The organism is Streptomyces sp. NBC_01244 (assembly GCF_035987325.1).
Classification (GTDB): domain Bacteria; phylum Actinomycetota; class Actinomycetes; order Streptomycetales; family Streptomycetaceae; genus Streptomyces.
In genome coordinates, this window is record NZ_CP108488.1 from 7,250,365 (window position 1) to 7,270,524 (window position 20,160).

Genomic DNA, 20,160 nt, shown 5'->3' on the forward strand with positions numbered 1-20,160 from the left:
GGTTACTGACACCCCTCCAGCTCGGACTCCAACTCGTCGATCTCCGCCTGACTCAGCCCCTTCAGAAAAAAGTCGGAGGGGGTGTGGATGCTCATCGACATGGTGCCGACGTGAGCGGAGACGTCCGCCAGGGCCTCGCACCACCGGCGGGACAGCTCCTCTAGTTCGGCCTGGCCGACGCAGCCGGCCGGCGAGCTCCACAGCGCGCGCAACTCCGGCTTCCCGCCCTCCTCCACGACCAGCACGTCGAGGGTCAGCGTGTGACTGGCCGGCATGTCGGCAGGGCGGCCGTCACGCAGCACGTCCACACCGGACAACGGCGCCCAGTCGGCGGATCCGGGCTCGACGACCCGACCCAGGTAGTTGAACAGGATCTGTGGCGTCGGCAGCCGGCGGAGCCGCGCGGCCGTGTCGTTGTTCAGGTACCGCAGCAGACCGAAGCCGAAGCCGTCGTCGGGCGCCGCGCGCAGTTGTTCCTTGACCAGTGCCACGGCTGCCCCGGCGGCCCTCCGCCGCGCGGCGGGTTCCGTGTGGTGGCCGGTGCCTGCGAACAGCCGGACCGGGTGGATGCTGGTGAACCAGCCGATGGTGCGGCTGGTGTCGCAGCCGGTTGCCTCGTCGTTCCGGCCGTGGCCCTCGACGTCCACCAAGACGCCGGTGTCCGACGGCAGCGCGAGCGCCGCGCGGTGGCGGGCGATGGCGACGGCCAGGGCGCCCAGCACCACGTCCGGCACGGAGCCGTGGAAGGCGGCGGGTGCGTCGGCGAGCAGTGGGCCGGTGACGGTTGGGTCGAGGCGGGTGGCCACCCGGACACTGGTGGCGGCGGTGTCGGTCGCCGGGACCGGCGAGCGATTGCCGAACAGGGGCTCCGCCTCGCTCAGCACCTCCTGCCAGTGGGCCAGTTCGGTGATCCGGCCGGGCGTGTGCGCCTCGGCGCTCAGCCCGGCGGCCCAGCGTCCGAACGAGGTCGAGACCGGGGCGAGGCGCGGCTCCCGACCGGTCTGGTACGCGGCCCAGCCGACCTCCAGGTCACGGAGCAGCACCCGCCAGGAGACGGCGTCCACCGCGAGGTGGTGCACGACGAGGAGCAGAGCCCCGGTCGCCGCCGGACCGCGATCGAACCAGCAGGCCCGGAGCATGACCCCCGCGCGGGGCCGAAGCCGGGCGGCGGTGGCCGACGCGTGGTCGGCGGCCGCCGTGGCGAGCTCGTCCGCGTCGAGGCCGGTCGCATCGATCCGCTCGATCAGCGCGGCCGCCGAGCCCGAGCGTGGCGGGTCGACCACGAGCGAGTGGCCCGGCGCGACCGACCGGGCGCGCAGAAGGTCGTGATGGTCCAGCAGGCTCTGAAGGACGGATCGCAGCCCGTCCTCGGTGAGGTCCGACGGTGTGCGGAGCACCAGCGACTGGTGATAGCCGTCGGCCTCCTCGGTGAGCTCGCCGAGTCGGGTGGTCATCGGAGTGGCCGGTACCGGCCCGCTGAAGGGGTCGTGCTCCTCGCGCGGGTCGGCGCCGGCCTGGCGTTCCACGCGTTCGACGACATCGACCAGGGCGGCGGCGGTCTCGTTGGCGAAAACCTGCTTCAGGGTCAGCGCCCAGCCGGCCTCGCGGGCCCGGGCGACGAGCTGGATCGCCATCACGCTGTCGCCACCGAGCTCGAAGAAGCTGTCGTCGGCCCGGCAGGCCTCCAGACCCAGGACGTCCTGGAACAGCCCCGTCAGGAACTGCTCGGCGGCCTCGGTGTCCCGCGCTCCCGAGGCCACCGGAGCACCGGCTGTCCGGGCGGTGGGCGCGATCGACGGCTGGGTCCCGGGCGCGGCGTCGCCACCGCGCGTCACCGCTGTGGCGGCCGGTCCTCCGGCGTCCGCGATGCGGCGCCGGGGGTTGCGGGCCGCGTCCGTCAGCAGTCCGACCAGGGAGTCGAGGTACCGGTCCGCGTCCTCGGGGCGGTGCAGTTCGGCGCCCGCGTCCAGGTCGACTGCCAGCCCGGAGCCCGGCCGACGGCAGATCGCGACAGCGAGATCGGGCACCGGGCCGTTCGAGAGGTTGTGGGCCGTGACCGGGAGCCCGCCGATGGCGAACTCGTACGGGAAGGCCATCACGTTGACCGAGGTCGCGGTGAGCCCGCGCTCGCCCCTGCGGTGGCCCAGGTTGCGGTGCAGGTCCTCGGCACGGTAGCGCTGGTGGGCCAGCGCGAGCTTGATCGCCGCGGTTGCCTGGTCGGTGAGCTCGGCGAACGTCGCCTGGCCCCGGACGGTCAGCCGCAGCGGTACGACGTTCGACGACATGCTGGGAGTCACCCGCGCCGCCTGCCCCCGGCGCGAGAGGACGGGGAGGGAGAGCAGCACGTCTTCGGCACCGGTAGCCCGGTGCAGCAGCGCCGCGGTGGCGGCGACGGCGGCAGGTGCGAGAGCCCGGCCGAACGCCGACCGCAGCAGCTCGTCCTGGGCGGACGAGAGCCGTAGGGAGCGGCGGGTCGTGGTGGTGCAGTGGCGCCACGGCCGGTCGGACAGCGAGACGGGCACCGGATGGTCCGCCATCGCCCGTAGCCAGTGGTCCCGGTCCCGGTCGACGTCCGGTGACGCGTAGTACTCCACCTCGGTCGCGAGCACCGCGGTGAGAGGGGCGAATGGGGAGCGCGACGGCGCGGCACCGCGCACGGCCTCCGCGTAGAGAACGGCGACCCGTTCGGTGAACAGGGCCGCGCCGTGGCCGTCGACGGCCAGGTGGTGGGCACGCTGGAACCACAGCGTGCGCTGCCCGGACAGGGTCAGCAGCGCGATGGTGAAGAGCGGTTCGGCGGTGACGTCGACCGGCCGGGTCAGTTCCGCCCGCATCCAGCCGAACGCGGCTGCCTCCGGGTCCGGTTCCCCGCTCAGGTCCAGGAGGACGACCGGCTCGTCCGGCACCGGGACCAGGAACTGGCGGGGACCGTCGGGCAGGTCCGCCACTCTGACGCGCAGGGCCTCGGCTTCCCACAGGGCCTGTGACGCCGCGCGGACGAAGGCCGGGGCGTCGAGGGCGCCGGCCACGTCGAAGTACTCGGCGATCTGGTGGCGGCTCCCACCCGGCCCGGCCTGGTCCGCCAGCCACATGCCTAGCTGCGCCTGCGACAGCGGCAGATACGTGGGGACCGGCTCGGGCCCGCCGGTCGTCAGCCGGTCGTCCTGCTGGAACACGGAACTCATCTCGCTCAGCTCTGACTGGTGGGGAAGACGGGAAGGTCCACGTAGGACGCCTGCGGACCACGCCGGTGGATCTGCACGACCGGCGGCGGGTAGTGCACGGGCGTGCGCGCGTTGTCGCGATCGCATCCGGTGACCGCGATGCGCAGGCGGTGGCCGGGGCCGAAGACATGGGAGATCGGGTGCAGGTCCACCGTGAGGGCGGTGGGCTCCTCGGGAAGGTCGTGGCAGTCGGCCTCAGCGCTCGGGAAGTAGGGCAGGCCGAGGTTGTCGTACGGCGCGGTGCCGAGCGCGCGGTGCGAAGCCCGGACCACCCCTTCGGTCACGTAGTGCGACTCCCCGTCGGGGGCCACGTCTTCCAGGTACACGAAGAAGTCGCCGTCCGGGTGCGTCGAGGTGACCCAGAGCCGGATGACCGGATGACCGGTCACCTCCAGGGCCTGGGTCAGCGGAGGGGTGGTGTACGTCAGGGCGTTGGCGTCGTTCGCGGTCATCGGGGGGTAGCCGAAGGGGCCGCCGTAGCCGTTGGTCCAGCGGGTCGCGGTGCCCGACGAAGCCGTGTAGTCGACCACGAACTCGTCCATGCCGCCGAGCCGGGAGGGCTCGGCGGTGGTGAGTGCGCCGTCGTTGACGGAGGCGAGCGGCTCGTCGTCCCCTGCGGCGAAGTACAGCCGTTCCGTACGTACCTCGGCCGGCGGCCACTGCTCGGTGCCGCGCCACTGTTCGCCCGGGGCGGCGGACCGCCGGTAGTAGCGGATCGACGGCTCGTCCATGACGCCGGTGTCGATCCCCTTCAGCCAGTGGTCGAACCAGCGGAGGTGCTCCGTGGCGAGGTCGGCGCCCTCTCGGCCGTCGTGGGACCAGTCGCCGACGATCAGCTTGCGCGGCCCGCCCAGGTTGGCGTGCCATTGGAATGCGTCCCGGACCCAGATGTCGTGCCATCCGGCCAACTGGTAGATGGCGACCGGGGATTCGCGGACCGCAGCCACGGCGGAGGCAGGGCTCTGGCGTTCGAAGGGGAGTCCGTCGTCCTCGGGGCTGCGGCTGTCGCGGAACGGCAGGGTGAGCGCCCTGGCGAACACGTCGGCGTTGACCTGATGACCGGCGACCGCCTCGCGCACCGCGTCGTCGTCGTCCTGGACCGGGGCGGCCTCCAGCTGGGTGTCGAGGGCCCGGACCCGGGTGCCCCAGTTGTGGATGAAGTCGTGCCGCAGGATCCCGCCCGGGTAGAGGAAGGAGTACAGGTCGAACAGCGCGACCTGCGGGAAGATCGCCTTCAGGCTGGGCGGGGCCGTACCGGCGGCCAGGAACTGCGTGATGCCGAGGTAGGACTCGCCGAACATGCCGATGTTGCCGCTGCACCATTCCTGGGCCGCCAGCCACTCGGTGATCTCGTAGGCGTCCCGGGTCTCCTCCGGCGAGAACTCCTGGCCGCGTGAGCCGGTGGACGCTCCGCTGCCGCGTGAGTCGGCGGCGGCGATCACGTAGCCCTGCTTCAGGACCTCGCGCAGCCAGGGCCGGGTGTCCAGCTTGGTGCGCGGAATCCCGTCGACGATGTCGGACCGGTGGTAGCGGTCGTGGCACCAGATCGCGGGCAGCGGGGTGGTGACCACCTCGCCGTCCCGCTTCGGACGGAAGACGTCGACCGCGATGCGCACGCCGTCGCGCATGGTCACGTAGTGGGTGGACGACTCGACCGAGTCCATGTCCTCCAGGAAGGCCACGATCGCGTCGGTCTCCTGCGTGAGCCGGTTGCGCAGCGCGGCGTCGACCTCCCCGGTGGCGGCCTGCCACCGGAGCTGCCCCTCGGAGGTCCACACCCGTACGTCAGCCTGCCTGAGCTCCAACAGCAGCCCGATGACACCGGCGCGCGGTAGCCCGTCGGCCGACCGGTCGTCGTCCTGCGTCCGTGTCGTCATGTCTCCTGTCCTTTCTTAGCGTTCCGCGTGGCCGACCGGGGGAGCACCGACGGGCCCCCGGTCGGCCACGCGCGTCACGGCCTTCGCGCCCGTCTTCCGGTCGATGTGCGCGCCCAGTTCCGCGACCGTGACGTACCGGAAGAGGTCGACCATCGAGACCCTGACCCGCATGGTCTTCTGGATGCTCTGGGCGATCCGGAGCGCCACCAGGGAGTCGCCGCCGAGCGAGGTCGAGCTCTCGTTGACGTCGAGCTCGGTGAGTCCGAGCTCCCTGGCCCAGATCTCCGCCAGACTGCGCTCGGTCTCGGTGTAGCCGCCGTCCTCGTGGCCCGACAGCCGCACGCTGGCCGTCTCGGCTGGCCCCGGGAGCGGGGCCGCCGGACGCTTGGCCGTCCCTTGCGCGGTGACCAGGCGGCGCCGCACGGACTCGGCCAGGACCAGCGGGGCGCCGGCCAGCAGCCGGTCCGAGGCTTCTGCCGGCAGACCGGCGAGCAACTCGTAGTTGATCTCACCGACGATGACCCGGGGGCAGGGTGCGGCGAGGATCTCGTCCAGGCTGCGGACCGCGTCCTCGATCTCGACCGACCGGAAGAAGCCCTGGTCACGGCGGACGCCGTGGTCGGCCGCCATGCCGGTGCCGAGCCAGTCCGTCCAGGTCACGGTGACGGTCGCGAGGCCCCGGGCGCAGCGCTCCTCGGCGAAGTGGTCGAGGAAGCTGTTGGCCGCAGTGTAGTCACCCTGCCCCGCGACCCCGAAGACCGAGGCGGTCGACCCGAAGTTCACCATGAGCTGTGGCGGTTCGTCGGCGGTCACCAGGTCCAGGACGACGGCGCCCAGGGCCTTGGGGGCCAGCGTGCGGCGGAACGTCTCCGTGTCCTTGCGGACTAGGAAGCCGTCGCCGGGGACTCCTGCGGCGTGCAGGACACAGCCGATCGTCCCGAGGTCGGCCCGGACGTCGCGCACCACCCGCTCCATCGCGATGGGGTCGCTGGTGTCCCCCTGGTAGCAGCGCACCCGGGCACCGTTGGCCTCCATCTCCCGCACCGCGGCGATCCGGCCACGAAGAAGTCCGTCCGTCGCGGCGACCTCGTCCCACTGCTCGCGGGGGCCCAGCCCGGTGCGGCCCACCAGGGCCAGCCGGATGCCCGGAACGGTCCGGCTGAGGTGCTGGGCGACGGCCAGCCCGATCCCGCCGAAGCCGCCGGTCACCAGATAGGCGCCGGTGGGCTGTGCCCCGGTCGGCAGCGACCGGTCCTGGAGGTGGACCGGCGCCAGCTCGCTGACGAAGCGCTGTCCGCCGCGCAGGGCCACGGTCGAGACGCTCCATGTTCCGAGTACTTCACCGGCCACGGTGGCGGGGTCGGCGTCCCGGTCGACGTCGAGGCAGAGCACGCTCGTGCCGTCGTTCTCCAGGCCGATCACCTTCGCGAGGCCGAACAGCGTCGCGTGCACCGGGGCGGTCGCCGGCTCCGTCCCGGTCACCCGGGCCACCTCGGGAGCCACCACGCAGAGGCGGTCCGGCACGGCGTCCCTCGCGGCCAGGGCCTGGAACAAGTGCAGCATGCCTTCGGCGCCGTAGCGCAGCCGGTGTTCCAGCGATGCCAGGTCGGTCGGGGCCTCGTCCGCGGGGGCGGCCACGAAGACCACCCGGGAGGGCGCGCCGTCAGACAGCTCGGCGAGCAGCTTCTCGAACCCCTGGACGGTGGGTGGGACGTGGTGGCAGCCGTCCGCCGACTCGCCCCACTCCTCGGAGAGTTCGGCGACCGTCACCCCCACGCCGTCAGAGCGCAGCCGGGCGCCGAGCCGGGACGCCATGCTGTCGGGCTCCCCGACGATCAGCACGGGGCCACCGGGCGTCCGGATCGGCTCGCCGGAGGGCGCCGGCATCCACCGCAGCCCCTGGTGCCGGGTGTGCGGGCGCAGGTGGGCGACCGTCCGCTGAGGGTCGGTCACCCGCTTGACGGTGAACCCGACGATCTCGACGGCGGTGTTGCCCTGGTCGTCGAAGACTGTGACGTCGACCTTGCGGGTCTCGGTGCTGGGCTGTTCCCCCGTGTGCGGGCGGATCAGGCTGAGGCCAGTCGCAGGGAGGGCCGCGTGGACGCGGAGGCTGTCGTAGCCGACGGGGAGGAAGAAGGCGGTGTCGGCCTGGTAGGCGCGCACCTGCTCCACCGAGTCGACGACGGCGAACCCGCCGAAGCCGGTGGCCAGGTCGAGCAGGGCCGGGTGCAGGACGAGATCCTGGCAGTCGGCCTGGAACTCCTCGGGCAGGGCGAGCTCGCCGATCGCGCTGTGCACGCCCACGTGGACCGTCCGCAAGCTGTCCCGCCACCGCCGGCCGAATTCCATGACCCGGTGCTCCGCCTGGGCGGTACCGAGGTCGACCGTATGGAGCGCGCAGCGGGAGCGCAGTTCGGCGAGGTCCACCCCGTCCGGCCGGTCGGCGGAGACCGAGGAAGCCCTGCCGTGTGCGTGCGGAGTCCAGACGTCCCGCTCCGGGTCATGGCTCGCGACGGCGAACTCGCACCGGCCGTCGCCGAGGTCCCGGACGGTCGTGTGGACGGTGCACGGAGCCGACTCGGTCACCAGCAGCGGCCCGAGGAAGTCCACCTCGAAGAGCTCGGTGACCGGCTGTCCGAAGTGGGACGCGGCAGCTGCCCGCGCCATCTCCAGGTAGGTGGTCCCGGGGACGATCGCCTCGCCGAGCAGACGGTGCTCGGCCAGTACCCAGTGCCGGTCGAGCGAGAACTCGGTCTCGAACACAGTCTGACCGTTCGAACGCAGCGCGACCCGGTCGAGCAGGGGGTGCGGGCCGGCCTCGTGGTGGACGGGCCGGTCGGCCGGGGGCACGGGGGCGAGCCAGTAGCTCTTCCGCTGGAAGGGGTAGGTCGGCAGCGGCACCCGGCGGCGTCGCTCGCCGGCGTGGTAGCCGGCCCAGTCCGGTTGGACGCCGCACAGCCAGAGCTGCCCCAAGGTGCGACGGATCGTTTCCCCGTCGCCGCGGGGATCCCGCTTGTGCGGCAGGGACGCCGTAACGGTACGGGAGATACCGGTGTCCAGCAGGGTCCGGCGGGCCATCGCCGTGAGGATCTGCCCCGGACCGACCTCCAGGAGGAGGGTGTCAGGCGCCTGGGCGATCAGCTGGACGCCGGCCGTGAACTCCACGGCGGCCCGGATCTGGCGGCCCCAGTACGCCGGGTCCTGAGCCTGGCTGTCCGTGATCCAGTCGCCGGTGACGTTGGAGACGAACGGCACCCCGGGCGCTGAGCGCTTGCTGCGGGCGACGGCGGCCGTGAACTCGTCGACCACGGGTGCCATGAGCTCGGAGTGGAAGCCGTGCTCGACCTCCAGCGGCCGGACTGGCCACTGCTTCTCGTCCGCGACCTCGGCGAACCGCTCCACCACGTCGACGGCGCCGGAGACGACGCACTCGCGGGGGCCGTTGTGGGCCGCGACGCTCAGACCGGGCAGCAGGGCCCCTTCGACCTCGGCGCGGTCCGCGACCACACTGAGCATGGCGCCCCGGCCGCAGCGCTCCATCAACTCGCCCCGCAGGGAGACCAACCGGAGCGCCTCCTCCAGGCCGAACACCCCCGACACCGTCGCGGCCACCCACTCGCCGAGGCTGTGGCCGAGCATGCGCGCGGGCTCGACGCCCCAGGACTGCCACAGCCGGGTCAGCGCGTACTCGAGCACGAACAGCGCCGGCTGCGCCCAACGGGTCCGCCGGAGCAGCGCCCGGTCGGCCGGTGTGCCCGGGAACAGCACCTCGCGGAGGTCGCGGCCGGTGACCGGTGTCAGCAGCCGCGCGCACTCGTCGACCACGGCTCGGAAGACCGGCTCGGTGTCGTACAACCCCCGGCCCATGTCCGGGTACTGGGAGCCCTGCCCGCTGAACAAGAAGGCGACCTCCGGCGGAGCCGCGGGGGCCTGTCCGATCGTGACCACGGCCGGGTCGACGGACTCCAGCGCCGCGACCGCCGAGTCGAGGTCGGCCACGCACAGGGTGCGGCGGAAGGGGAGCGCGCGGCGCCCGCTCGCGAGGGTGAACGCGACGTCCGCCAGCGCCGGGCGGTACCGGCGCAGCGACTCGGCCAGACGCCGCGTCGCTTGCTCCAGAGCCGGCTCGCTGAAGGCCGAGAGGGTGAGAAGCTGGCAGTCGCGGGAGCTGCCCTCGGTGGCCGCCGGCAGCGGCGCCTCCTCCAGGACCACGTGGGCGTTGGTGCCGCCGAATCCGAAGGCGCTCACGCCGGCGCGCCGCACCCGCTCCGAACGGGACCAGTCGGTGAGCTCGGCACGAACCCGGAACGGTCCGGTGCCGAAGTCGATGTCCGGGTTGGCGGTGCGGAAGTTCAGCGACGGCGGAAGCTGGCCGTGGCCCAAGGACAGGACGGTCTTCAGCAGGCCGGCCATGCCGGCGGCCGCGTCGAGGTGGCCGACGTTCGCCTTGACCGAGCCCAGGCCGCATTCGACGGCGCCGGTGAAGGCCCGGGACAGCGCCGCGACCTCGATCGAGTCCCCGATCAGGGTGCCGCTGCCGTGGGCTTCGACGTAGTCGATGCTCTCCGCTTCGACATCCGCGGCAGCCAGGGCCTCAGCGATGACCGAGGCCTGTCCGGCGATGCTCGGAGCGGTGAAACTCGCCTTCAGCGAGCCGTCGTTGTTGACGGCCGACCCCCGGATCACCGCGTGCACCGTGTCACCGTCGGCGAGCGCGTCGGCCAGGCGCTTGAGGACCACCACGCCCACACCGTTGCCGAACACCGTGCCGCGCGCGTCGGCGTCGAACGGCCGGATGCGCCCGTCGGGAGATAGGAAGCCGCCGTCGACGTAGGAGTACCCGGTGCCGGCGGGCACCTTGTAGGACACCCCGCCCGACAGCGCCAGGTCGCACTCGTAGTCGAGCAGGCTCTGGCACGCGTTGTGCAGGGCGACCAGTGAGCTGGAGCACGCGGTCTGGACGGAGAAGCTCGGGCCCTTCAGGTTCAGCTTGTAGGAGACCCGGCTGGCCAGGAAGGCGAGCTCGTTGCCCAGTCCGACGTTCTCCCCGCGCACCTCCTCGCCGCCGTCCATGTTCGCGAGGACGTTGGTGAGGTACGCGCTGCTGCTCGCCCCGCCGAAGACGCCCACGCTGCCTTCGCAGCCGGCCGGGTCGTAGCCCGCGTGCTCCAGGGCCTCCCACGCGGTCTCCAGGAACAGGCGGTGCTGGGGGTCCATGATCTTCGCCTCGCGGGCGGTGTATCCGAAGAACTCCGCGTCGAAGCCGTCCACACCCTCGAACTTCGCCGATGCCCGGACGTAGTGGGGATCGGCGATCGACTCGCGGGGGACGCCGGCGGCCGCCAGCTCCGCGTCGGTGAGCTCGGTGACCGACTCCACGCCGTCGCGCAGGTTCGCCCAGAACTCCGCCAGGTCCGCCGCGCCCGGGAACCGCCCCGACATGCCGATGACGGCAATGCCCTCGTGGGCGCCTTCGTCCGAAGGGCCGTGGGTGTCGTCCCTGTCAGTCACAGTCACCTTCTCGTCGTGCGGAAGTGCTTCGTCGGTCACTGCTCTGCCCCCATGAGTTCCTCGATGATCCGGCCCAGGGTGCGGAGCGTCGGACCCTCGTAGACCACGGTCAGCGGCACCGTCAGCTTCAGTTCCTGGCGCAGCCGGTGGACCACCTGGAGTCCGATCAGCGAGCTCCCGCCGAGTTCGAAGAAGTTGTCGTTCGCTCCGACGTTCTCGACGTTGAGGAGCTCCTGCCAGACCGCGGCGACCCGCTGCTCCATGTCGCCCTCCGGGGCGACGAACGGATTGCGCAGGTTGGGTCGTTCGTGCCGTTGGGTGGTGGAGGTGGCGGTCGCCATCGGGTTCACCCACTCCCGGTACCGCAGCGTCAGATCACCGGTGGACACCATCAGCTGAGCCTGCGGTGTGGCGTCGAGCAGGGCCTCGAACACCGCTCGGCCGTCGGCCGGGGACAGGGCGAACTCCTGGACGGACTCACCGATGCCAGCGCCGGGGACGGCTCGCTCCGCGAAGTCCCAGGCGTCCCAGTTCAGGCTGGTCCAGGGCTGGCCCGGCCGGTGGTGAGCCTGCGCGAAGGCGTCGAGCACCGCGTTGGCGGCGCTGTAGGCGGCGAAGCCGAGGCCTCCCAGGACGGCGGAGATCGAGGAGCACAAGACCGCGAACTCCAGCTCCTGGTCCGCCAGGATCTCCTGAAGGACGTAGGAACCGGCCAGCTTGGGTCCGAAGTGCCAGGACGCCTCCTCGGTACCGAGGTCGGCGACCACTCGGTGTGCCGCGGCACCGGTAGTCCCGGCGCAGTGCACCACACCGGTGATCCGGCCATGCGCGGCGAGGATCTCGTCACGGACCTCGCGCATCCGGACGAAATCGCCGACGTCGGCGGCGAGGACCGTCACTCCGGAACCAAGGTCCTCCAGTTCGGCGATGGCGTCGAAGAGCGCCCGGGTCTCGTCGGAGTGCCCGGGGGCGGCCCATTCGGATCGTGGCGGCAGAGCTGTGCGGCCGAGCAGGACCAGGTGTCCGCGGGTGCGTTCGGCCAGCACCCGGGCGACCACCAGGCCGATTCGGCCGAGCCCGCCGGTCACCAGGTAGACCCCCTTGTCGAGGGCCGCTCCCGTGCGCTGAGGCAGCGACTGCGGCTGGTAGGCGGGAGCCCAGCGGTGGGTACGGCGCAGCGCGAGCGTTTGGTCTGCGGCCGGGCCGTTGAGCTCGGTGAGCACCCGGTCGGCCAGCGAATCGATGGAGCTGGGCTCCAGGACCACGTCGACGAGGGTGCAGGTCAGCGGCGGGTACTCCTGAGGGAGTACCTTGCAGACACCCTGGAGCGAGGCCTTCGGCGGACACAGGGGTTCGTCGCCGGTCACCGAGTACACCTCGGTGGAGACGACGTCCCAGCGCTGGGGGCGGCCGATCAGGTCCGACTCGGTGGCCTGCGCCCAGCGCAGCACACTGCGGAAGCCCAGGTCGAGAAGGCGCTCGGCGCCCTCGGCCGTGCCGGTGTATCCGGCGTCGTCCCCCACGCTCCAGCAGTGCAGCACCCGGTCGGGGATCGTGTCCGCCGACTTGAGCGCCGCGGCGAGCCGGGGATAGTGGTCGGCGCGGGACGGGTCGAGCGTGTACTCGTCCGCCGCCGTCTCGGCCCAGGCGTCGTCGGCCGTCACGACGGCCACCCGCTCACCTGCTGCCCGCAGGCGGTCGGCCAGGGCCCGGCCCAGGCCGGTGCGGTCGGCGAAGACGAGCCGGCACCGGACGTCGGCTCCCGACTCCGCGGGCAGCGGGCCGGGGTTCGGTCCGAGCCTGGTCCAGGACGGTGCGTAGAACCAGTCGGACATGTCGGCCCGCCGCTTGGCGGTGGACCGCTCGGAGACGGCGACCGCCGGCTCCAGCCAGTAGGCCCGACGCTCGAACGGATAGGTCGGCAGCGGAACCCGACGGGCCGTGGCGGAGACCGGGAAGGGGTGTTCGCGCCCGGCAGTCCACAGCTTCGCGGCGCCGAGGAGCATCGTGGCCCGGTCAGTCTGCCGGTCGAACAGACCGGGGAGCGAGGGGACGACTGTTCGGGCGGCGCCGACCGGACCGTCGGGGTGCTGGAGGGCGCCGGTGCTCAGCGTCTGGCCGGGGCCGATCTCCACCATGGCGAAGTCGGGATCGGCCCACAGGGTCGTGATGCCCGCGGCGAACCGGACGGTACGACGCATGTGGGAGGCCCAGTAGGCGGGGTCGGTGGCCTGCTCGTCGGTGATCCAGGTGCCGGTCACGTTGGAGATGAACGGCGTGGTGGGCGGGTTGAGCCGGACCTTGCGCACCAGGTCGGTGTACGGCTCGATCACGGGCTCCATGAGCGGGGAGTGGAACGCGTACCGGCTGGTCAGGCGGCGGAACGCGATGCCCGCGGCGGTGAGCTCGGCCTCAAGCCGGTCGATGCCCGGCAGGCTCCCGGAAAGCACACAGGTCTGCGGCCCGTTCACGGCGGCAAGGGTCACCTCGTCGTCGGTGAGACGCAGGGCCTCCTCCTCCGTGAGGGGTACGGCCACCATCGCGCCCTCGCCCTGCTCCTCGATCAGGCGGGCCCGCTCCACCACCAGGTGCAGCGCGTCCTCCAGGGTGAGGACTCCGGCGCGACAGGCGACCACGTACTCGCCGAGGCTGTGCCCGATCATCGCGTCGGGTCGCACCCCCCACGACTCCCAGAGTTCGGCCAGTGCGTACTCCAGGGCGAACATGGCGGGGTAGCCCAGTTGCGGCTGGTCGAGCGGATGCTCGCTGCGCGTCGGCTGGATCAGCATCCGGTGAAGGACGTCCGAGGACTCGTCCTGCGCGTGGCCAGGCGAGGAGGTATCGGCGGCCGGGTACATGACGTCGAGGATGTTCTGCCCGAGCATGGGTTCGAGCAGCTCGGCGCAGCGCGCGAGGGCGTCACGGAAGACCGGCTCGTCCTCGCGCAGGCCCCGGGCCATGCCCGGGTACTGCGCGCCGAAACCGGTGAACATGAACGCGACCGGGCGGTGTGCCAGGTCCGGGGCCGTCCCGGTCAGCAGACGGCCGCCGTCCGGAGCGTCGAGCACGTTCAGCGCGTCGTCGACGTCCTCGCACACCGCCACCCGTCGGTGGGGCATCGCGCGCCGGCCCTGCTGAAGGGTGTGGGCGACGTCGGCGAGACGGAGGCCGGGGTGACTCCGGAGGTGGTCGCGCAGCCGGTCGGTGGTGGTGTCGAGGGCCTCCGGAGTGGCGGCCGACAGCACCAGCAGCTGCTCGCGCTCGTCCTTGAGGTCCGCCCCCGTCGGCGCGACGGCGGGCGCCTGCTCGATGACGACGTGCGCGTTCGTCCCGCCGAGTCCGAAGGAGCTGACCGCGGCGCGCCTCGGGCTCGCGTCGGCCGGCCAGGGCATCAGCTCGGTGTTGACGTAGAAGGGGCTGTCGGTGAGACCGAGCCGGGGGTTGGGGCGTTCGAAGTGCAGGGTCGGGGGGATCTCCGCGTGCTCGACGGCGAGCACCGTCTTGATCAGGCCGGCGACGCCGGCGGCGGAGTCCAGGTGCCCGATGTTGGACTTGACCGAGCCGAGCGCGCAGTGCGCTGCGGACAGCCCGGTGTAGACCGAGGAGAGCGCCTTCACCTCGATCGGGTCACCGAGCGCGGTGGCCGTGCCGTGGGTCTCGACGAAGCGCACGGTGCCCGGCTCCACGTCGGCGGTGGCCAGTGCGGTGGCGATCACCTCGGCCTGCGACGCCGAGCTCGGTGCGCTGAAACCGGCGCGCTCGGCACCGTCGTTGTTGACGGCCGAGCCCTTGATGACCGCGTGGATGTGATCGCGGTCGGCGATGGCGTCCTGCAAGCGCTTGAGGACGACCATGCCGACGCCCTCGCCGCCCACGGTGCCGTTCGCCTTCTCGTCGAACGTGCGGCACAGCCCGTCCGAGGAGAAGATGCCGTCGGGCCGGTAGACATACCCGTCGCGGCGCATCGCGTCGATGCCGACTCCGCCGGCGAGCGCGATGTCGCACTGGTAGCTCAGCAGCGCCTGGCTCGCCTGGGCCACGGCCACCAGCGAGGTCGAACAGGCGGACTGGACGTTGAGGCTCGGGCCCCTGAGACCGAGCTTGTACGACACCCGGGTGGTGAGGAAGTCGGAGCGGTTGCCGATCACCAGCTGGTTGCCGCCCATGACCTCGATCGCGTCGGGGTGTGAGGCGATGTTGCGGAGTAGGTAGGTGTTGTTCCCCGCACCGGCGTACACGCCGATCAGCCCATCGTAGCGCTGGGGATCGTGCCCCGAGCTCTCGAGTGCGGCCCAGGCGCATTCGAGGAGGACGCGGTGCTGAGGGTCCATCAGCTCGGCTTCGCGTGGTGAGTAGCCGAAGAAGGCGGCGTCGAACTTGTCGCTGTCCTCCAGCGGGTAGCCGACCGGTACGAAGCCCGGGTCAGCCAGAACGGACGCAGGGACACCCCGGTCCAGGAGCTCCTGCTCGCTGAACTCGGTGGCCGCGCATACACCCGCCCGCAGGTTCTGCCAGAACTGGTCGACGGTGCCCGCCCGCGGGAACCGGCCGCCCATGCCGACGATCGCTATGTCGAGGCCGTCCTCCGCTTCGAGGCCGTCCTCCGCTTCGAGGCCGTCCTCCGCTTTGGGGCCGAGCTCCGGGAGCTGCTGTTCACTCATTGCGGCCTCGCTTCGCTCGCATTTGCTGTTCCCGTCGTTTCATCAGCGCGCTCTGCCGGACACTGGCTGCGCGGTCGGAGGCCCTGAGCCGTTCCGGCTCGGCGATCTGGGAGAAGTGGGCGGCCTGTGACCGCACCGTCGGGTATTGGAAGAGGTCGAGCAACGGGATCGACCGGCCGAGCGCGGTACCGAGCCGGTGCTGCAGCTCGACGAGGAGCAGGGAGTGGCCCCCGAGGTCGAAGAAGCTCTGCTCGGCGCCGACCGCTTCCAGGCCGAGCAGCTCCTGCCAGACGGCCGCGACCGTGCGTTCGACCGCGTTCTGCGGCGTGCCGCCGGGGCCGGTGGCGGGCGAGGGCGCGGCCGGAGCGGGCAGGGCCGAGCGGTCCACCTTGCCGTGCGCCGACAGCGGCAGGCTCGGGAGGACCACGTAGGCCTGCGGCACCATGTGCGGAGACACCTGCTGCCGCATGTGTGCTTCCAGCGCTCCGAGCTCGAAGGCGGACGGGTCGCGCGGTTGGACGTACGCGACCACCCGGCGCTCACCGGGCGGATCCTGCCGCACGATGGCCAGCGCCCGGTCGACCGAGGGATGGCCGGCCAGCGCCGCGTCGATCTCGCCCAGGGTCACCCGGTGCCCGCGGATCTTGATCTGGTCGTCGCCGCGGCCCAGGAACTCGACCGCACCGTCCGGCAGCCGGCGGACGAAGTCGCCGGTGCGGTACAGGCAGTGGTCCGGATCCGGGCCGAAGCCGTCCGCCACGAACGCGCGCGCGGTGAGCTCGGCCCGGTTGTGGTACCCGCGCGCCACGTAAGCGCCGCCAACCAGCAGTTCGCCCGCGACACCGGCCGGGACCAACTGGGCGGCTTTGTCGACCACGTACACCTGGGTGCCGGCTAGCGGAACGCCGATCGGGGCGGTCTGCCAGTCGGCGTCCAGGTGATCGCCCACGGACATGGCCAGCACCCCGACGGTCGTCTCAGTCGGCCCGTAGTGGTTGAACACCCGGCAGTGAGGGACGCGGTGCTGCAGCTCGCGCATCCAGCGCCAGTCCGACACCTCGCCGCCGACTACCAGGACGCGTCGCGGCAGCAGCTCCTCGAAGCGGGCGGACCCCTGCAGGGCGCGCAGGTGGGAGGGGGCGATCTTCAGGCAGTCGACGCCGTACTCCTGGACCCAGTCGGCGAGCAGTTCCGGGTCGAGGGTGCACTCACGGGACACCACGTGCAGCTCGCCTCCGGTGATCAGGGGAGGGACCAGCGCCGTGACGGAGGAGTCCACGGTGAGTGGCTGCACCATCAGGTGGTTGAGCGGCGCGTCCATACCCAGCCGCTGCACGGCACCGTGGACGTAGCTGATCAGCTGCCGGTTCTCGACCACCACCCCCTTCGGGACACCGGTGGACCCGGAGGTGTACAGCAGGTAGGCGGCGTCGGTCAGGGCGGAGGGCGACGAGGGGAGATTGTCCGCCGCCAGCCCCGTGAGAGCGCTTTCGAGGTCGTCGAGCACGACGACCGGGACGGTGCCGAAGTCAGCGGCGTCCTTCGGGAGGCCGCTGACGACGACGGCCCGGACCCCGGCGTCGCGCAGGATCGTCTCCCGCCGCTGTGCCGGATCGCGGAGATCGATCGGGACGTAGGCCCCGCCGGCCTTCAGAACCGCGAGGACCGCGACGATCAGCTGGACGCCACGGTCCATGCAGATCGCGACCGTGCGCTCGGGCCCGATACCGTGGCCGCGCAGGAGCCGGGCCAGGCGGTTGGCATGCCGGTTGACCTCCCGGTAGCTGAGAACGGCGTGGTGGGAACGGACCGCCACCGCTTCGGGAGTCCGCTCGGCCTGTGCCTCGAAGAGCTGGTGGAACGTCAGCTCCGCGGGAGTGGCGGCCACCGCGTTCAGCGCGTCGAAGGTATCCCGCTCCGCGGGGGTGATGAGCGGGAGCGCGGACACGGGCGTGTCCGGCGCGGCGATCGCCCCGGCGAGGAGAGACGACAGGTGGCCGGCGGCCCGCTCCGCTGTCGCCCGGTCGATGATCTCGGCCGCGAACTCGAACTCGCCGGTGAGGCGCTCGCCGTCCGGCAACAGGCGCAGCGTGAGATCGCTCGGGGTGGTGCCGGTGCCCACCGGCAGGAACCGGGCCTCGATCCCGGCGGGGGCGGTGACCGGGAGGGGACGCCGGACAGCGAAGGCGGGCCGGGTGAGGATGCCGATCGGGGAAGCGTCCGAGAGCCCGTGGAGGGCGTCGTGGACTCGGTCGAGCAGTCCGCGGAACGTGGTGCTGCCATCCAGCTCGCACACCAGGGCGGCGGTCACGCCATCGGCGTCGGGCCCGGGAGATCCGTCCGGCATCAGGCCGGCGGGCACGGCAACGGCTTGCCGGGACTCCCCGCTGTAGCGGCTCAGCAGGACCAGATACAGCGCGAGAACGGCGGTGGCGGGCCCCATGCCGTGGTCTGCGCCCAGGTCACGGAGTGCCGCGACCGCCTCCGGTGCAAGATCTACCGGAACGGAATCCGCCGCGAACGTACGCCGCGCGGGGGCGGGCCTGCTGAACGGAAGGACAGGTGCCGGCGGCAGCTCCGCCGGATCGGCCGCCAGTGCCTCAGCGGTCGGTGCCTCGCCGACCGGGGCCGGCGCAGCTCCGGAGGGCAACTGCCCGTAGACCCGCACGGCCTCCGCCAGCAGGGTCTCGGCCGACTGCACGTCGCCGGCCATCCGGTGCAGTACCAGGACGGCCACCTGCTCCCTGCCGTCGGTGTCGGCGAGCAGGGCCCGGGCCAGCGGGCCGGTCGTCGGCTCGAACGGAGCGTGGACCGCTGCCTCGACCAGCGCCGCCAGACGCGTCCCGCGCTCGGCCGGCGGGAGGCCGGTGAGGTCTTGCCGACCGACAGGCACCAGACGCGGCTCCGCACTGCCGTCCACCAGACGACCCTCGACAACCGAGTGCCCGTGGGTGAGACGCGGGTCGGCGGACAGCACCGCTCGCATCGCGTCCTCGAACCCGCCGTCTGGAACGCCGCTGAGCTGGAGGACGGCCGCGGCGTGGGCGACCGAGGTGTCGGCACCTACGTTGGCGAGGAACCAGCCCTGCTGCTGTGCACGGCTGACCCGCCGAGAGGACAAGGTCATGAACGCAGGTACCCCCGTGGCTGGCCGGGCCGCCCCAGACCCAGCTACTGACTAATTGGAAAAAATATGAACATTGGTCGTGCAAGCCGCAATCGACGCTTCCTTCGCTGGGAATTCCGATGTCGAAAGTGCGACAGCAGTCGGAAATGTGGAAGAAATACTTTAATTAAGACCCGCTTCTGCGATCTGGCCTCATGAGGGATTGAATCTCCAGGTCCCGCCCCTGCCGCCATGATCAAATCTCGATGATCTTAAGCTCGGCTGCAATACGCTGGCAATGGTTGAAGGTGTGACGTGCCTCACGATTTGGCGATCTGCCTGACCGGCGTGTTAGTCGGTTGACAGGGCGGGGTTGCATTGGATTTGGTGCAACTTGGACTGTGCGTATTCAATGGGGAGAGCGGTGCGGAGGTATCGGTGGGCGTTGCGGTGAGGTCGAATACCTGGACCCGGAAAATGTCCGGAAAAGACTCGTTTGGCGATGTTCAACTCTTCTGCTTCCCGTATGCGGGGGGCGGTGCCTCGGCTTTCGGGGGGTGGGCCGAGCTGCTGTCGCCGCAGGTGAGCATCCACGCGATCCAGCCTCCGGGGCGTGAGGACCGCCTCATGGAAGCCCCGGTCGATGACTTGGCGGTGGTGCTGGCCGAAGTCGTCCCGGAAATCCTGGAGGCCGCCGGGAAGCCGTTCGCTTTGTTCGGCCACAGTCTTGGTGCGGTGGTCTGCTGGGAGATCGCCCGGAAGTTGCGGGATGAGCATGGTGTCGAGCCGCAGCACCTGTTCCTTTCGGGTTGCCGGGCGTTGCCGGTGCTGAATGACGGGCGGCGGGACTTGTGTGATCTCTCCGACCAAGAGTTGGTTACCGAACTGCGCGCCATGAACGGTACGCCCGAACAGATCCTCCAGAACGCCGAGTTCATGAGTCTGCTACTGCCGGTGGTCCGGGCGGATTACAGGATGCTCTCGTCCTACCGTTTCGTCCGCGGCACCTCTCCGGCTTGCGGCACCACGGTGTTCGGCGGTCTGGGCGACCCCCTGGTGAGCGAAAAGCAGCTCGAGCGGTGGTCTGACGACCTTCCGGGCGGCTCGCGGACCGTGCTCCTGCCTGGAGACCACTTCTTCTTGCACTCCTCGCGGGACCGGCTCCTGTCGGAGATCGGCGCCCGGCTGTCGTCGGACCAGCCGGTCTGATCGCTCATTTCCTGCAGTACCCAGCTGTCGAGGTCGAGTTGCCGTGGGGTGGTCCTGAGCCCGAGCGGGAGAAGCAGGCCTTCCCGCTCGTCTTGACTGCGACGTACGGCAACGCGATCCGCGTCAACATCTTCAACGACGAGAACTGGAAGCCTGCCCTCGCGAAGGCAGGCGTTATCCCCCTGAGGGAGAAGGGCGAGCGCTGGAAGGCATCTCGCAAGGACGGCTTCCACGTCCTCCGGCACACCGGCGCCTCGATCATTCTTGAAGCCGACGAGTCCGTCGTCACCCTCGCTCGGCGGCTCGGCCACTCCAGCCCGACCATCACCCTTGACTACTAAGCCCACTTCATGCCCGAAGCTGGGGGAAAGGGGCGAGCGGCCGTCGATGCACTGCTTGGCGTAGCTCCGCAGTACGTCCCAGAGAACCCCACGGCATGAGGAAGCGGGTGGCACAGCGCTTGCTGTGCCACCCGCTTCCTCATGCCGTGGTGACGTCCCGGTGGAGGCGGTGTCGTCGAGCGTGGGTTGAACATTGGCGGGCTGGCGAAAATCTCGACACCGACGGCCCTA

The 20,160-nt window shown here is 71.3% G+C and carries 7 protein-coding genes; 2 read left to right on the forward strand and 5 right to left on the reverse strand.

Annotated features, from left to right (window positions below; genetic code table 11):
* Positions 1–2 precede the first annotated feature (2 nt).
* The 5 genes from OG247_RS32560 to OG247_RS32580 are packed head-to-tail and all read right to left on the reverse strand — an operon-like array spanning position 3 to position 18,400.
* A complete protein-coding gene (locus OG247_RS32560) occupies positions 3–3,185 on the reverse strand; it encodes a condensation domain-containing protein (protein ID WP_327255540.1) in 3,183 nt (1,060 codons plus the stop codon).
* Positions 3,186–3,190: 5 nt separating this feature from the next.
* The gene (locus tag OG247_RS32565) at positions 3,191–5,101 is read right to left on the reverse strand and encodes a CocE/NonD family hydrolase (protein ID WP_327255541.1); all 1,911 of its coding nucleotides are present in this window, start codon (positions 5,099–5,101) and stop codon (positions 3,191–3,193) included.
* Positions 5,102–5,116: 15 nt separating this feature from the next.
* Positions 5,117–10,612, reverse strand: a complete 5,496-nt coding sequence (locus tag OG247_RS32570) for an SDR family NAD(P)-dependent oxidoreductase (RefSeq protein WP_327255542.1) — start codon at positions 10,610–10,612, stop codon at positions 5,117–5,119.
* Between the two features lie 35 nt (positions 10,613–10,647).
* Positions 10,648–15,273 (reverse strand): type I polyketide synthase, encoded by a 4,626-nt coding sequence (locus OG247_RS32575; protein ID WP_327255543.1) that lies wholly within the window; start codon positions 15,271–15,273, stop codon positions 10,648–10,650.
* A complete protein-coding gene (locus OG247_RS32580; RefSeq protein WP_327255544.1) occupies positions 15,266–18,400 on the reverse strand; it encodes a non-ribosomal peptide synthetase in 3,135 nt (1,044 codons plus the stop codon). Before OG247_RS32580 ends, OG247_RS32575 begins: the two co-directional genes overlap by 8 nt.
* A 456-nt stretch (positions 18,401–18,856) precedes the next feature.
* Here OG247_RS32580 and OG247_RS32585 point away from each other — a divergent pair, with 456 nt between their 5' ends.
* Together OG247_RS32585 and OG247_RS32590 are read left to right on the forward strand one after the other, a co-directional pair.
* Positions 18,857–19,588, forward strand: coding sequence for a thioesterase II family protein (locus tag OG247_RS32585; RefSeq protein ID WP_327255545.1), 732 nt, complete (start codon positions 18,857–18,859; stop codon positions 19,586–19,588).
* Positions 19,589–19,680: 92 nt separating this feature from the next.
* Positions 19,681–19,929 carry a hypothetical protein gene (locus OG247_RS32590; RefSeq protein ID WP_327255546.1) on the forward strand — a complete coding sequence of 83 codons (249 nt, stop codon included), beginning with the start codon at positions 19,681–19,683 and terminating at the stop codon, positions 19,927–19,929.
* The last annotated feature ends 231 nt before the right edge of the window (positions 19,930–20,160 follow it).